We start from the raw sequence: 15,422 nt of genomic DNA on the forward strand, positions 1-15,422 counted from the left end.
GAAAGCGCCAGACCTAAACCCAGCGCTTTTGAATGATCGTTTAATCGAAGCTTATAAGTCCAATTCGATCAGACCGCCGGCCTCTTTAGCACGGGAGCAGCAGGTCAGCATTTGTTTGCCTTCGGCTTTTTCTTGTTTGCTTAGAAAGACATCACGATGATCTATCTCTCCACTGATAACATCAGTTAAGCAAGTTCCACAAACGCCTTCACAGCAAGACACTGGAACAAAGATAGCGTTCTCGTCTAGCACATCGGTAATGGACTGATTCGCAGCCACATCTAGCACTTGCCCAGTGCTGGCCAGCTTGATTTGGAAGGCATGATTGTCCCCATGATCCACATCCATAGCAGGCGCAGCGAAGAATTCACGATGCACTTTCTCTTCCGGCCAGCCTAACGCTTCTGCATGTTCCAGCACACTGGCAATAAACTCTGCAGGACCACAGACATAGAGATCCGAGTCGGCCACATGCTGACTCAATACCGATTTAATATCCATGCGGCCCGAGCTTTGGGGTTCACTACTGAAATGGAAATGCATTTTATCAGCAAACGATGCTTGCTTAAGCGTTTCACTGAAAGCGGCCGTACGCGGTGATTTGCCACAGTAATGAAACTCAAATGGCGTGCCTGCGCATTGCAGGGTTTGCGCCATTGGCAATAGCGGCGTCACGCCAATACCACCGGCGATCAACAAAGATTTGGCTTCTTTATTGCGTAGCGGAAAGTGGTTCTTTGGCTCGCTAATCTGCACCACATCACCGATGTTTAAGCCATGCACTTCTTCTGAGCCACCACGGGATTGCGGGTCTTTTAGCACCGCGATCTCGTAATAACGAGGATCCGACTGCAAACGACACAAAGAATACTGACGCAATAATCCACTTGGTAATTTGATATCAATGTGTGCCCCAGCCTCGAATGGCGGTAACGCTGCCTCATTGGCTTTACCTAGCACCAGACGCACCACAGCAGCGGCTTCGTCGACTTTATTTAAAACTACGACTTCTATCATGACGTCACCTTAGAATGAGATCGTTTGCAGAGGAGCGTCTTTGGATGTCATCTGAACCGCAGTTTCCGCTTTGATAATACGTTCGATCACGCGGCGGGATTGCACGCCTCCGGCGTCGATATTGAGTTTTAACAAGTCGTAATCAGGGAAGGCTTTTAGGTTGGCTTGCTGACGCTCTAACACTTCTAAGTCTTCTTGGAAGATACTACCCTGACCTTCACGGATTTTATCGGTCAGCGCCGCATCGTCGGCTTTGAAGTTACGCGCCATGCCCCAGAAGTACCACATGGTGTCTTCGGTTTCCGGAGTAATAAAGTCCACTACGATGCTGCTGGCTTTTTTATCTTTTGGCGCATCAAAACCACCATGACCTTCTAGGGCGACACCCACATCGATCATGACATGAGAAGGCGGTGTAAAGCGACAACGCTGCCAACGATCCACTGGCGCGTCTTTGGGTAAGCCATTAGCTTCTAGCGCCAATTGCCAGAATGGCGGTGCGGTGATGTTTTCCATAGTGCGGCTGGTAATCACTTCATCGCCATTTACTTTCGTATCCACTGGCGATTCATCGATTTCTTTCTGACCGATACTGGACGCATGCACGTAGGTTTCGTGAGTAAGATCCATTAAGTTATCGATCATCAAGCGGTAATCCGCGTGAATGTGGTAAAGACCACCACCGTAGGCCCAGTCATCACTGATGGCCCATTCTTGCACAGGAATCAAACTTGCATCCGCTAATTCTTGGTCACCAGGCCATACCCAGATAAAGCCATAACGCTCTTCCACTGCGAATGACTTCATACATGGAAAACCTTGTACTCGTTGTAGAGGCATTTCTTTGGTTTTGCCATCAGCGCCCATTTTCAAACCATGGTAACCACAAACCAGTAAGCCATCCTCCACATAACCTAACGACATGGCGGCACCACGGTGCGGACAAAAGTCCCTCACTGCGGCAATTTCATTTTCCGATGGACGATAAAAAGCAATGCTTTCGCCACATATTTTGCGGCCTAATGGCTTCTCGGTGCCAATCTCTTCCGACATGGCGGCCACATACCAAGTGTTCTTTGGAAACGTTTGCTGGCTCATGGATTTCTCCTAATTGTGTTATTTTTGTTCTTTAATGGATCCAATATAGCCTAGCAAGGCCCATTTATCTCATTAAAAAAACACATAATGGATCCAATAAATAGATTTTAAGCTAAAATCCGGTTATTAAACTCATTATATAGCCACTAATGGATCCAATAAGGCGAGTCGGCATCTATGAAGAAAAACCAAACCAATGTCTTGAGTGAGCTGCGTCAGATGATTTTAGAAGGCGCTTTAAGCGCAGGGAGTCGTATCGCAGAAGTTCCTACCGCTGAAATGCTAGGGGTTTCACGCACACCGGTTCGGATCGCATTTCGAGCATTAGAGCAAGAAGGTCTACTCACCAAACTGGCTGGACGCGGCTACGAAGTGCGCTCCATTTCTGTTGAAGAAATTATGGGGGCGGTAGAAGTACGCGGAGTACTGGAGGGACTGGCAGCACGCCAAGCCGCTGAGCGCGGCTTGTCTCTAGAGCATCAGCAAGCGTTAGCATCGTTGCTCGAAGAAGGCGATCAAATTCTAGATGTTGAATCTCTGCAAGAGGCAGATCTTGAACGCTATCAACAAATGAACAAGCGCTTTCACGATATTGTCATTGAAGCGGCGCATAATCCCGCTATCCAAGCTGCACTGAGCCGTAATGAACACTTGCCGTTTGCCTCTTCCAGCGCCCTGGCCTTCGACAAAAAGCATATGCAGCGTGAAGCTAGGCGATTCCAGTTTGCACATCAACAGCATCACCATGTTTACCATGCCATTGTGAACGGACTCGGCACGCGAGCGGAAGGCATTATGAGAGAACATGCCAATGCCACACTGGGTTATGTACACCAACCTAAAGATTCTGACAGCTTAACTGTGATTACTGAGCGCAAACTTTAAATTAAGCCATAATTTTCTCTGGTTAAGCTCTGTTTGTCGCTCTTAGTTCATTGATTATAAAGACGAATTCACTCACACTGAAGCAACTATCTAAGACGTATAAGGGGCTCAATTGTGTCCAACCCAATTGCAGAATTGATTGAGTTATTAACTCAAGAAAATATTTCTAACCAAGACATCAACCAAGCAATCAGTTCAATGCCCCCTGATGATGTGGCCTTGGCCTTAGAGTCGATTCCAGTTTCTCAACGTCGCTTTGTTTGGGACAGCATCAAACAAACCAACCGCCTTGATATTTTGGTTGAGATGCGTGGTGAATCCCGCCTGCTACTTCTTAAAGAGCTAAACGACCTCGAAATTGCCGAGTTATTTTCTGATGTGGATGCAGAAGATCTGTTGGAAATTGCCGACTCTCTGCCAGATCCAATGATCGAAATCGCGCTGCAAAAGATGGATGCCAAACAGCGCGAATACTACCAACAAGGTGTGACTTACGAAGAGGACGAAGCCGGTCGTTGGGTTGATCATGAATTAATTGTCGCAGCTCAAACAATACGCGTATCAGAAGCCATGCGTTTATTCCGTCGCGTGTCTGCGCCCTACTCTGACACCCTTTATTTGGTAAACCGAACGGGACGCTGGGTCGGCTGTGTCCATCTTCGCTCTATTCTAAATGCTCAGCCACATGAGCCAGTCTCTGGATTTATGGAAGAAGAATACCCATTTATCGACGCGCAAACGGATGTAGTCAAAGCAGCAGACCTATTGGAGAAAAGTGAAGTGTCTGCACTTCCTGTACTCGATAGCAACCAATTGCTGGTCGGCCGCTTCCATGCGGGGCACGCTCTTGAAGCGCGCCGCTTAGAACAAGAAGCCGTACAAATGTCCAACACCGGTTTGGATGAAGACTCGGATCTATTCTCACCTGTACGTCGCAGTGCCGCATCCCGTGGTTTTTGGTTGGGCATTAACCTACTGACAGCGTTTATGGCTTCGGCATTTATTGGCCTCTTTGAAGCAACCCTAGAACAAGTGGTGGCACTGGCCGTATTAATGCCAATCGTTGCTTCCATGGGGGGTATCGCTGGAAGCCAAACTTTAACCCTGATAGTTCGTGGTTTGGCCCTAGGCCAGATTACCAGAGCCAACTTTAGTTCACTGCTAAAGAAGGAGCTTCAAGTGGGTGGTTTAAACGGTATTGTCTGGTCACTGTGTATCGGTGCTGCGGTGTTGTTCTGGTTCCAAAGCCCGATGCTCGGTTTCACAATTGCGATGGCTATCGTTATTAATATCTTAATGGCTGCACTTTCTGGCGTCATAATTCCAGTCGTTTTAGATAAGCTTAAAATCGATCCGGCCTTGTCAGGTTCCGTGATATTGACCACGGTGACAGACATCGCCGGGTACATTGCATTCTTAGGCTTAGGCACACTGCTACTACTGTAAACAAGGATTCAATACATGACTTGGGAAACCATTCAGCCTTACCTCGGTCTGGGCGACAATCAAATGCACTGGATCGTAAAAATCTTTATCGTCGTTTTTGCGACACTATTAATCAACTTTGTTGTTAACCGTATTTTGATGCGTGTAGATGACAAACTACAGCGCACACGCAACCCTTGGGACAACATGATCGTAGAAGCCGCCATGCCGCCACTGCGATTATTTATTTGGTTGATTGGTTTAAGCATTGCAGCCGAAATATCAGACACCCAACTGGATGAAAACTTCGCAGCGATTGTTCTTAAGATCAGAGAAATAGGTGTTATTGCCATTATTGCTTGGTTCTTGCTGCGTTGCGTCAAAGGCATTGAAAATGCCATGACATCAGGCCGCGCTACCAAACAACCTGTTGACTATACGACTGCCAGTGCGATCAGTAAGTTACTTCGCGCAGCGGTCATTATTACTTCCGTGCTCGTTATTCTACAAAACATGGGCTACAGCATCTCCGGTGTCCTCGCTTTTGGTGGTATCGGTGGTATTGCCGTGGGTTTTGCCGCGAAAGACTTACTGGCCAATTTCTTTGGCGGTTTGATGGTATATTTGGACCGTCCTTTCAAGGTCGGCGACTGGATTCGCTCTCCGGATCAGAACATCGAGGGTACCGTGGAGCACATTGGCTGGCGCCAGACTCGAATTCGTACCTTTGATAAGCGCCCTCTATATGTGCCAAACGCAACCTTCTCGACCATTTCCGTAGAAAACCCATCACGCATGTCACACCGTCGAATCAATGAAACAGTTGGCGTGCGTTACAGCGACTTTAGTAAGCTGTCTGAGATTCTAAGTGAAATCAAAGACATGGTTGGTCAGCATGAAGAAATCGACAGTGACGAGATCTACATGGTGAACTTCAACCAGTTCGGCCCATCTTCTCTAGACTTCTTTATCTATGCCTACACACGCACCACAAACTGGGCGAAGTACCACGAAGTCAAACAGGATGTTCTGTTCCAAGCGATGCAGATCATCGAAAAACACGGTGCCGAAGTGGCCTTCCCAACTCGTACTCTGCACTTATTCAATGAGAATGCACCAACATCAGAGTTTGAAGACCTAGATGGTCAAAGCGAGAACGCTGCACCGAAAACTGAGAAATCTTAACGAAAACTAAATGCTTAAAAACGCCTGCTTCGAATGATCGAAACAGGCGTTTTTTATGGAAATAATTCAATCTGGTGCAAGCCACAGCGCGCCATTGACGACTTTACTGGCCACCTTGGTCAGCGAATCCCCTTCGCAAGGCCCTCGGTGACAAAAGCCCGATTGAATATCAAACAAAGCGCTATGTTGACTGCATTGAATATTTTGCCGTTTGCTATCCAAAAAGGCATCCGGCATCCATTCTAATGCCACACCAAAATGTGGGCACTGATTCACATAGACATACACATCGTCTTCATCAGCAATACAGAAATAACGCATACCCTGAAACCGAAACCCTAGGCCTGTTTCACGAATCCGCAACACATCGATATTGGTGGGCAGATATTGCACCATACTCAAGCACTCCAAGTAGCCCCTAATCCCATAGAATTAATGTCGTACAATAAAGATCTATACTCGACCCACAGATCATTACGGACCTAAAAAAGCCCGATCCTATGTCTACATAAGATCGGGCAAGTAACATAGTCATCTCGAGTGGAATGCTATGAAAAAACATTTTCAGACAGGTCTGTTCCGGTCACAGACCTGACTGATAGCCTCTTAGTTGCGGGCAGCGTATTGCGCTAAGTTAGCAGGCGTTACTAATTCAAACGGCACCCACACTTTCTGCTCCACCTTCTCACCATTCATCAGCTTTTGCAGTGTTTCTACCGCCCCGCGACCTTGTGCAGCGGCATTCTGGAAGACAGTGACATCCAGTTCGCCTGCTTGCATAGCCGCCAGTGCATCCGCGGTAGCATCAATACCTGCTACGACAACTTTATCCATATCCATACCAAAAGCCTTCATGGCTTGAATCGCACCGATAGCCATTTCATCGTTATTAGCAATCACCGCATCAAACTCAATGCCAGCGGTTAGCCAGTTGGTCATCAGATCGTTGCCTTTCGTTCGCATAAAGTCAGCAGATTGCTCCACGACAATCTCCAAACCTGAACAAGCGGGTGTTTCCAACACATCATGGATGTCTTTAGTTCGTTGCTGAGCTGCGTTATCCCCTAATGTGCCCATCATCACGGCGACCTTGCCTTTACCATCTAGCAAACGACATACTTCTTCTGTTTGAAGGGTGCCAGACTCAAGTTCATTTGAGGCGACAAAGGCTTGGTTTTCAGGCAAGAAGTCAACATTAATAGGACGGCGACCAACATATACTAACGGGATGCCAGCTTCTTCAGCATAGTCTGTCATCGCCTGAGTCGCATCCGAATCCACAGTATCAACGATAATGCCGTCTACCCCTGAAGCGATAAAGTTTTGAATTTGGTTCAACTGCATACCAATTTCATTCTTAGCATCCTCCATTTGCACCTCAAAGCCCGATTCATTGGCCGATTTTTCCAAACTGTTGCGCAGCACAGAGAGAAACAAATCATCAAAACTGAACAGGGTCACGCCAACCCGAGGCGCATCAGCCGCCATCACGGAGCCAGAGATCAGAGAAGCAAAGACAGCACTTAAAAGTGTTTTTTTCATTTTTATTTTCCTTTATAGCATTGTTTTCAAAATTATCAGCTGTTGCTGAATCAGGGGTAAAACACAATATTCTGAGCCGCCTTAGCGGCTTAATGTCGCTTTCAAAGCATCGATGGATGTCTCAATCCCAGCGTCAACGGACATGGTCAAATCTTCCATTTCAAGAGACACCCAATCGTTGTATCCCATCATGCGCACTACTGAGAAAAACTCTTTCCACCATTGCATATCTTGACCACAACCGACGGCGACGTAGTTCCAAGCACGGTTAGCAGTATCTTCCACCACTTTGGTTTCCAATAAGCCATTCACATCCGCTAGACCTCGCTCAATACGTGCATCTTTACCATGCACATGATGAATGGCATCACCGAGAGCACGGGCGGCCGCAATCGGATCCGCGCCCATAAAAATCAAATGACTTGGGTCGAGGTTCAGACCAATGATCGGACCTACTGCATTACGTAAGCGAAACAAGGTTTCAGGATTCCAGACCAACATGGAGGAAAAGTTTTCTAGGGCGATTTTTTCTACCCCATGTTGTTGCGCGTGTGCTGCCAGCTCTTTCCAAAATGGAATCGCCACATCGTTCCATTGATAATCTAAGCGCTGTTGTAAAATCGGTGGCCAGCTAACTGTGTAGGTAATCCAATTAGGCACTGTATCTTCAGGGCTGGCGGGTGGTAGGCCACTCATCATGACGATTTTTTTCACCCCCAAAAGCCCCGCTAGTACCATGGTGTCAAACGCGGCTTTTTTGTGAGCCTGTCCCATTGGACTTGGATCTAACGGATTACCCGAGACATTGAGCGCAGCAATGTTCAGTCCGCGTGAATGAATAGCACTTAAAAAGGCTTCGCGCTTTGCTTCACTGGCAATTAATTCATCCATACGCACATGCGGTGCAGGAGACCAGCCGCCGGTGGTCATTTCCACCCCTTCGACTCCCAGTTCAACCAGACGATCCAGCATGGCTTCGAATGGTAGATTCCCCAAACTATCAGTACAAAAAGAAAGCTTCATAAAACACCCCTCTCAATTAACGGTAAAATACTGGACGCTCTGGAATATTGATTGGCTCGATGTTGCCAGAATGCTTCGCCGCTACACAGGCATCGGCCGTGACGGCTACAATAAAGCCATCCCAAGCACTCGGACCATCCACACGCCCAACACTGGTGGCATCAATCCATTCTTGTAACTCCACATCAAATGCTTCAATAAAGCGCAGCTGCCAATCCACAATGATGTTCCGTGTGAACTTGCCATCGTGGCGCAACATGACATCACTTGGCTCAGGTAACGCAGCAGTACCAGATTCACACACCACATGGCATTGAATGTCATAGCCATATTGGGCATTTACGAAGCTTTCGATATTGATCAAGACGCCCTGCTTGGTTCGAAGCAAGACAACATGAGGATCTTGTAGACTGTCATCACACAGACGAGTTTTTCGAGGAAGGATCACTTGCGCTGACACATAGTCATCGTTCAATAACCACTTCAGCACATCAAATTCATGCACTAGGGAATCGCTGATCGCCATGTCCCCAGCAAACCCTGGTGCGGCTGGCGCTCGGTGGGCACAATTCAAAATGAGTGGGTAACCTAGTTGTTCACTGTCTAGAACACTTTTTAGTTGGCGATAGCTTTTATCAAAGCGGCGCATAAACCCCACTTGAACCAGCTGCTTTCCATGCATCATCTCTGCTTCAACAATCGCTCTACAGCCTGAAGCCGTGACCGCTAACGGCTTTTCGCAGAACACATATTTACCGGCTGCAATGGATGCCAACACAAACTCTTCGTGGGTCGGTCCCCAAGAAGTAACTAGGATCGCATCCACATCTTGCGCACGAATCAGCTCAATACCACTTTCATAAAATTTTGCCGAAAGATTGTGTTGCGCGAGAAAGGCTTCGGTATGTTCACGATTGACATCGTTGACCGCGACGACTTTAGCGCGGCTAAGCTTCTTTTCAATTCGCAGAGTGTGCTCTTTACCGATGGCACCAATACCAATGACGCCGAGACGAAGTCCCATAGTTTCACCTACCTATGATGTATTTGATTTATTATCTATCATAAATTGATATTAATTAGGCGCTTCAAAATAGCAGGAGGAGGGACACCGAACGATGCGATAAAACAGAATGCAAGGATTCAGACTGACGCATTTTTCCGGATTAAAGCTACACATAGCGGTAACTTAATGCCTTTTACTCTTGTTATTTTTAGGCTCTGATGGAATATTTGTTCCAAAGCAGTGGAATGCAGTATCGAAGAAAGCAGCAATAACACAAAGAAAACAGCATGATCTAATATCAAAAACATCATAAGTCGAGCTGAGAAATGATAGAAACCATCAAAAATAATAACAGCAAGGTGACTCTTCAGGATATCGCAAACGAAGCCGGTGTCGGCGTAGCGACGGTGGATCGGGTCATTAATGGCCGCGCCAAAGTCAGTGAAAAGACCATGAAAAAAGTCCTCCAAGCCTCACAAGCTCTGGGATACCACGGCCATAACCTAATCAAACAACGGGTAGGACAAGATCTTGAGGAGCTGACGTTAGGATTTATCTTGCAGCGCCGCGAGAGCTACTTTTATCGTGAGCTGGCGGCAGAAATCGAGCGAGGTTGCGAGGCCATCAAACATAAAAAAATCTCCGCTAAAATCGAGTTCTTAGATGACTTAACCCCCCGATCACTGGCTCAAACGATTGAAAAACTCGGTGCACAGGTTAATGCTCTGGGGATTGTGGCAGCGGATCATGCCAAAGTGAATATTGCCGTTGAGAGTTTACAAGCCACAGGCAAGCCTGTATTTACGTTATTGAGTGACATAACCGCCAGCAGTCGCGCCGGCTATGTTGGCATTGATAATCGTGCGGCAGGACGCACGGCAGCCTGGGCCATTACGAAACTGGCAAAACAGCAAGGCAAGATTGGCATCATTATGGGAAGCCACCGCTACCTATGCCAGGAACTGTGTGAAATCAGCTTCCGCTCCTATTGCCGTGAAAACGCCCCACAGTTTCAAATCGTTGAATCCGTTGTCAGCTTAGAAAATAAAAGCCTAGCGGAAGATGCCACCCTTGAGCTATTAAAACAAAATCCTGATCTCGTCGGGCTGTACTGCGCTGGTGGAGGTGTGGAAGGTGTACTTGATGCGCTGGAAGGCATGCCTCTCGCAAAAGACATGATCGTGGTCGCCAACGAGTTAACCCACGCCACCAAAGTCGCCTTGATGGATGGCATTCTCAATATGGTGATCTCTCACCCACGAGATCGACTCGTGAAAGCGTTAGTCGAACAAATGATTGCCGATACGCCCAACCTTTCCGGTCGCCCACAAGCGGTGCTGTTACCTTTTGATATCCATATTTCTGAGAATATCTAGCTTCTACTCTTTAGTTAACCATCGTAAAGGCTCATATAGGGCATTCCGCCTTGCCCTATATGAGTATCCACTAGTCAGTCCATCACGGCATTGCTGAGGGACATATTATGGCGGCCTTCCCTCATCCGGTGCAGCGCATCTCGGAAGAGTTGATCGACGTCATGCTGACCTTGGTTCAAGGCCATAACCCAATCGGTATACAGCAACGTTTAGTCCCTTTTGAAGTCATTACGCCTGAGAGTATTTGGAATTAAGCAAAGACAACACAAATGAAATAAATATTCCAAAATTTAATTGTTATAGAATATCCGATAGTTTAAGGTTAGTGGTAGCAAACACATTCTTCATATACGACAAAAATAAATGACTAGGGATGCCAGCATGCCAAATCTTCTATCCAAAAAAACGCTGTCTTCTGATAGCACCATGACACAACACATCACCCCAGAATCCGCCAACTGGCAATACGTAGGTTTTCAGGCACACACCCTAAAAGCGGGCCAAACGTTTGCCATGGAAACTCAGGATAACGAAGTCTGTGTCGTACTACTAAGCGGTAAAGCAAATGCGGCAACCGCTGATCAGAGTTGGGAAAACATCGGCGAGCGTGAATCAGTATTTGATCAAAAAGCTCCTTACGCTGTGTACGCCCCAGCACAAGATCGCATTGAATACACAGCACTGACGGATATTGAGTTAGCCGTTTGCCAAGCACCAGGCAAAGGCAATTACCAAGCGCGTTTAATCACGCCTGCTGATTGCCAATTTGAAACCCGAGGTGTGGGTACCAATACTCGCCATGTGTGTAATGTGTTATTTGGCAACTTGGCTGCTGACAGTTTGTTGGTATGTGAAGTCATCACTCCAAGCGGAAACTGGTCAAGCTATCCGCCACATAAGCACGATCAGGACGCGGCGCCAGCGGAAACACAGCTGGAAGAAACCTACTACCACCGAATCGATCCACCGCAAGGGTTTGTGTTCCAACGAGTCTACACGGATGATCGCAGCCTAGATGAAACCATGTCTGTAGAAGACGGGGATGTGGTGATGGTGCCAGAAGGTTACCATCCTGTCGGCGTACCGCACGGTTATCAGTCTTATTATCTGAACGTGATGGCGGGACCATCGAGAAACTGGATTTTCCACAACGATAAAGATCACGAGTGGATCATCGAGCGAGATAAAGAGGTTTTGGCCAAGCAAAAAAGTGCCTAAAACGTTACGCTAAGTAGACTCAACTCCAAATAGCATTACTCTGATAAAAGTTACCCTGATAAAAAATGCCAACCATGTAAACGTGGTTGGCATTTTTATTGTTTACTCCATAGCGCTGCCGCTTAACTCTTTAGGGGCAACTGCTCGCGTTTTTCTAGTTCGTGGGCCAGACCAATTGATAACGCTTGAGCTAATACTAACGATGAAGACAACGAGCGAAACGAGTCGATTTCAGCTTCTTTTACCACAAAGGATACCGTCGCTATCGACGCAAGTGGGCTGATTTGGTTATCAGTAATCACGATCAAAGGAACGCCTTTTTCAGCGGCCGCCTTGGCCACCACCTGAGTTTCTTCAGCGTAGGGGTGGAAACTTACCGCAATCAGAACATCGTTTTCGTCTAATGTACTGGCTTGCTCCTTATACATTCCCCCAACGCCATCCACCAAATATGCCTTGCGATCAATATGACGAAGTGCATAAGCGAAATAGCTCGCTACCACAAAAGCTCGACGCACCCCAACGATGTGAGCGGCATGGGCGTTGGCTAACACATCAATCGCACGCTCTAGCTCTTCAGTAGAAATAATCTCGGCTAAATGTTGCAGCGCCAACACATTGGCGTCAGAAAAGCGCTTTAACAGTCGGTAAGGAGATTGATCAGAATCATTCGTTCCTAAAGCATCCCGTGCCATACGGATGCGATCTTGATAGTTTGGCGACTCTTCCATCAGGTTCTGCTGAAACAGCTTTTGCATCTCGGTAAAGCCACTGAAGCCAAATGAGTTGGCAAAACGAACCCATGTAGATGGATGCACGCCAGCTTGTTCGGAAAGCACCGCGACCGTACCAAATGCCACATCACTTGGGGAATCAATCACAAACTCAGCCACTTGGCGTAAACGCTTACTTAAATTAGGATGCTCACGTTTAATGGTTTCTTTGAGCTCTGATAAAGACTTTGGCGTAAGATCTGACATAGGACACTCACTTTATTATCATTATTAGAGTCACCTGATCAGGGGCTTCAGATGGTACTCTAGTCCGTTTCGAACAACGGAAATGAATGGGTTGCATTTTTAGAATAAAAATTCTAACTTACTTCTCTATACCGTGTCTATTTTGTTGCAGACTAAGTACTCACTTATCTTATAGTACCGTTGAAGCAACAGCTTTGTGCGTGTGTGTCAATTTAAATAACAATAGGAATCACAACGTGAACGATGCCGAACAGAACTTTTTCCGTCCCAAATGGCGACGTGTCGCTATAACTATTTTTTGTGCTGGTTGGAGCGCGTTAGAATGGCTCACTGGCAACCCTTTTTGGGGCGTTATTTTTACCGCCATGTTTTTCTACTGCCTATGGAAGTATTGGTATACCTTCGACGAAAACTCCTCTGCAGAATAACCAACTCCTGCTCTACTGTTCACCTTTCAACTAGGCTTGGTGTATGTCAAATCGCCCCACTATTGAAGATTTAGCGGCTGCGGCGGGTGTTAGCACAGCCACCGTGGATCGAGTACTGAATAAACGCTCAAAAGTCAGAGAAGTGACCGCTCAGCGTGTCTTATTAGCTGCTGAAGATATCGGTTATCATGCCGCTGGCTTGCTAAAACAGCGCGTCCGAGAGTCCAAACCCAGAAAGCGCCTTTCTATTCTGTTGCAACGCAGCAATGATGAATTCTATGTCGCATTAGGCAAAGCCATTGAAGCAGCCTGCAGCCGTGCAACCGACTTTGTTTTTGAAACAACGATCCGCTTTATGGATGAGGTGTCACCGGAATACATCACCGAACAGCTGGAGCGAGAAAGCCAGCACGCTGATGCGATGGCTGTCGTCGCCCTCGATCACTTGCTTCTCAATCAAGAAGTGGAACGTATTACGGGGCAAAACATTCCCGTACTGACACTGCTCTCGCCGTTGTCTACCTCTACTTGCACACGCCATATCGGCGTCGATAACCGCAAAGCGGGGCGTACTGCCGCGTGGGCAATCAATCGCTTAGCAAAACCTGGGGACGTGGGCATTTTGCTCGGCAGCCACAGCTACTTAAATCAGGACATTGCGGAGATCAGCTTTATCAGTTATTTCCGCGAAATTCAGCATGACTTCAACTTGTTAGCGCCCCAAGTCAATCTAGACGATAACCAGCTCGCCTATCAAGCCACCAAAGACTTGATCGCACAAGCTCCAAACATCAGCGCGATTTACAGTGCTGGAGGCGGAGTGGAAGGTATTATTAAAGCCATTCGTGAAGCGCAAAAAGCCCAAAGCATTACTTTAATTTGTAACGAACTGATGAGTAGCACACGCCTTGCCCTAAGTGATGGCTGTATCGATATGATCATTGCCACACCAGTCTCCAAGATCGCTCAAGCAGTGGTTGAGACCTTTACGCAAGCCCTCTCTCAAAAACACATCACGCCTCAGCCAGCGCTTCAACTTACCGTTGAGTTGCACGTCGCTGAAAATTTATAAGCGTTTATCTAGCTCCCCTACTCCAAACCTAACATTTGTGATGACTCCATAAAAAAGGCCAATCGCTCAGAGCGATTGGCCTTTAAAAGGATGCCTGGATGGAGCATCGCTAAGTGGATTTCTTCAGTTTACCCTGACGATGTTGGTCAACGATTACTGCAACAACGATGATGGCACCCTTGATGATATCTTGGTAGTAAGCATCGATTCGTAGGAAAGTGAAGCCTGACAGCATCACACCTAGAATCAAGGCACCAATCACGGTTCCCGCGATGCGACCACGACCACCAGACAAAGACACACCACCGATAACGGCAGCCGCAATGGCATCTAGCTCGTACATCAAACCCATACCAGCTTGTGCTGTTTTGATACGGGCAATGGCAACCATCGCAGCCAAACCTGTTAGCAAACCGGCAATGGTGTAGACCTTGATAAGGTGCATGTCGATGTTGATACCCGATACACGAGCGGCTTGTGGGTTAGCACCAATGGCGTAGGTGAATTTACCAAAGCGGGTGTAGCGCATCACGATGTGGAAAATAACCGCTACTGCAAGGAAGATTACAACAGGCATCCAGCGATCTAGAGCATTACCCAGTGCAGCGAAATCTTTTGTGAAACCCGATACAGGGCTACCATCTGTGTACCAGCGAGCGATACCACGAGCCGACACCATCATCCCAAGTGTTGCAATAAATGGTGGTATTTTCGTCTTGGTAATCAACCACCCGTTGATAAAGCCTGCCAACGCACCAGCACCTAGACCAACGATTAACGGCACAACAAATGGCAAGTCAGTCAGTGTTGGAAAGATCACCTTTGGCCAAGCACTGGTCTGGGCAAAGGTGGCAGCGATCATGGCGGTCATAGCAACAACGGAGCCAGAGGATAAGTCGATCCCCCCGGTAATGATGACCATGGTGACACCAATGGCAATAATACCGATTACGGAAACCTGCAATACGATGATTTGGATTCGGCTCATGTTCATTAGGAAGCTTTGTCCAACAAACATCCAGCCCAAAATTTCAAACATAACTGAGATACCCACCAATACGGCGAGGATACTCAATTCTGGTGGAAGTGGTTTTTTCTGCTTTTCTGCCCCAGTGTCTACCGCGGCAGGCTTAACTGTGTTGTCTAAAGTAGTCATATCAATCTCTT

16 protein-coding genes are annotated in these 15,422 nt (G+C 47.2%); 8 read left to right on the forward strand and 8 right to left on the reverse strand.

Annotated features, from left to right (window positions below; all coding sequences use genetic code 11):
- Positions 1-51 precede the first annotated feature (51 nt).
- Both C8D85_RS12755 and C8D85_RS12760 read right to left on the reverse strand, forming a co-directional pair.
- Positions 52-1,017 (reverse strand): PDR/VanB family oxidoreductase, encoded by a 966-nt coding sequence (locus C8D85_RS12755; RefSeq protein WP_133563311.1) that lies wholly within the window; start codon positions 1,015-1,017, stop codon positions 52-54.
- A gap of 9 nt (positions 1,018-1,026) precedes the next feature.
- Positions 1,027-2,115, reverse strand: coding sequence for an aromatic ring-hydroxylating oxygenase subunit alpha (locus tag C8D85_RS12760; protein WP_133563314.1), 1,089 nt, complete (start codon positions 2,113-2,115; stop codon positions 1,027-1,029).
- Between the two features lie 177 nt (positions 2,116-2,292).
- Here C8D85_RS12760 and C8D85_RS12765 point away from each other — a divergent pair, with 177 nt between their 5' ends.
- The 3 genes from C8D85_RS12765 to C8D85_RS12775 all read left to right on the forward strand — a co-directional run bounded on the left by C8D85_RS12765 (position 2,293) and on the right by C8D85_RS12775 (position 5,610).
- A complete protein-coding gene (locus C8D85_RS12765) occupies positions 2,293-3,000 on the forward strand; it encodes a GntR family transcriptional regulator (protein ID WP_133563316.1) in 708 nt (235 codons plus the stop codon).
- A 114-nt stretch (positions 3,001-3,114) separates the two neighbouring features.
- Positions 3,115-4,446 carry a magnesium transporter gene (locus tag C8D85_RS12770; protein WP_133563318.1) on the forward strand — a complete coding sequence of 444 codons (1,332 nt, stop codon included), beginning with the start codon at positions 3,115-3,117 and terminating at the stop codon, positions 4,444-4,446.
- 15 nt (positions 4,447-4,461) lie between these two features.
- Positions 4,462-5,610 (forward strand): mechanosensitive ion channel family protein, encoded by a 1,149-nt coding sequence (locus C8D85_RS12775; protein WP_133563320.1) that lies wholly within the window; start codon positions 4,462-4,464, stop codon positions 5,608-5,610.
- Between the two features lie 66 nt (positions 5,611-5,676).
- Here C8D85_RS12775 and C8D85_RS12780 read toward each other — a convergent pair whose 3' ends face one another.
- The 4 genes from C8D85_RS12780 to C8D85_RS12795 form a co-directional block, all read right to left on the reverse strand.
- Positions 5,677-6,006: a Rieske (2Fe-2S) protein gene (locus C8D85_RS12780; protein ID WP_211342195.1), complete on the reverse strand. Its 330-nt coding sequence runs from the start codon at positions 6,004-6,006 to the stop codon at positions 5,677-5,679.
- 210 nt (positions 6,007-6,216) lie between these two features.
- Positions 6,217-7,152, reverse strand: a complete 936-nt coding sequence (locus C8D85_RS12785; protein ID WP_133563322.1) for a sugar ABC transporter substrate-binding protein — start codon at positions 7,150-7,152, stop codon at positions 6,217-6,219.
- An 81-nt stretch (positions 7,153-7,233) separates the two neighbouring features.
- Positions 7,234-8,175, reverse strand: coding sequence for a sugar phosphate isomerase/epimerase family protein (locus tag C8D85_RS12790; RefSeq protein WP_133563324.1), 942 nt, complete (start codon positions 8,173-8,175; stop codon positions 7,234-7,236).
- Positions 8,176-8,191: 16 nt separating this feature from the next.
- On the reverse strand, positions 8,192-9,199 hold the full coding sequence (locus tag C8D85_RS12795) for a Gfo/Idh/MocA family protein (protein WP_133563326.1): 1,008 nt from the start codon (positions 9,197-9,199) through the stop codon (positions 8,192-8,194).
- Between the two features lie 308 nt (positions 9,200-9,507).
- On the opposite strand from C8D85_RS12795, the gene C8D85_RS12800 reads away from it, so the two are divergent.
- The 3 genes from C8D85_RS12800 to iolB all read left to right on the forward strand — a co-directional run bounded on the left by C8D85_RS12800 (position 9,508) and on the right by iolB (position 11,775).
- Positions 9,508-10,557 (forward strand): LacI family DNA-binding transcriptional regulator, encoded by a 1,050-nt coding sequence (locus C8D85_RS12800; protein WP_133563329.1) that lies wholly within the window; start codon positions 9,508-9,510, stop codon positions 10,555-10,557.
- Between the two features lie 107 nt (positions 10,558-10,664).
- On the forward strand, positions 10,665-10,811 hold the full coding sequence (locus C8D85_RS18085) for a hypothetical protein (protein WP_162847587.1): 147 nt from the start codon (positions 10,665-10,667) through the stop codon (positions 10,809-10,811).
- A 127-nt stretch (positions 10,812-10,938) separates the two neighbouring features.
- A complete protein-coding gene (iolB, locus tag C8D85_RS12805) occupies positions 10,939-11,775 on the forward strand; it encodes a 5-deoxy-glucuronate isomerase (protein WP_133563331.1) in 837 nt (278 codons plus the stop codon).
- A 122-nt stretch (positions 11,776-11,897) separates the two neighbouring features.
- Here iolB and C8D85_RS12810 read toward each other — a convergent pair whose 3' ends face one another.
- Positions 11,898-12,755, reverse strand: coding sequence for a MurR/RpiR family transcriptional regulator (locus C8D85_RS12810; RefSeq protein WP_133563333.1), 858 nt, complete (start codon positions 12,753-12,755; stop codon positions 11,898-11,900).
- A gap of 236 nt (positions 12,756-12,991) precedes the next feature.
- Between C8D85_RS12810 and C8D85_RS12815 the strand changes: the two genes are divergently transcribed.
- Both C8D85_RS12815 and C8D85_RS12820 read left to right on the forward strand, forming a co-directional pair.
- The gene (locus C8D85_RS12815) at positions 12,992-13,183 is read left to right on the forward strand and encodes a hypothetical protein (protein WP_133563335.1); all 192 of its coding nucleotides are present in this window, start codon (positions 12,992-12,994) and stop codon (positions 13,181-13,183) included.
- A 43-nt stretch (positions 13,184-13,226) separates the two neighbouring features.
- On the forward strand, positions 13,227-14,255 hold the full coding sequence (locus tag C8D85_RS12820) for a LacI family DNA-binding transcriptional regulator (RefSeq protein ID WP_133563337.1): 1,029 nt from the start codon (positions 13,227-13,229) through the stop codon (positions 14,253-14,255).
- A gap of 109 nt (positions 14,256-14,364) precedes the next feature.
- Here C8D85_RS12820 and C8D85_RS12825 read toward each other — a convergent pair whose 3' ends face one another.
- Positions 14,365-15,411: an ABC transporter permease gene (locus C8D85_RS12825; protein ID WP_133563340.1), complete on the reverse strand. Its 1,047-nt coding sequence runs from the start codon at positions 15,409-15,411 to the stop codon at positions 14,365-14,367.
- Positions 15,412-15,422: the final 11 nt, after the last annotated feature.

The organism is Marinomonas communis (genome assembly GCF_004363305.1).
In the GTDB taxonomy this organism is placed as follows: Bacteria; Pseudomonadota; Gammaproteobacteria; order Pseudomonadales; family Marinomonadaceae; genus Marinomonas; species Marinomonas communis.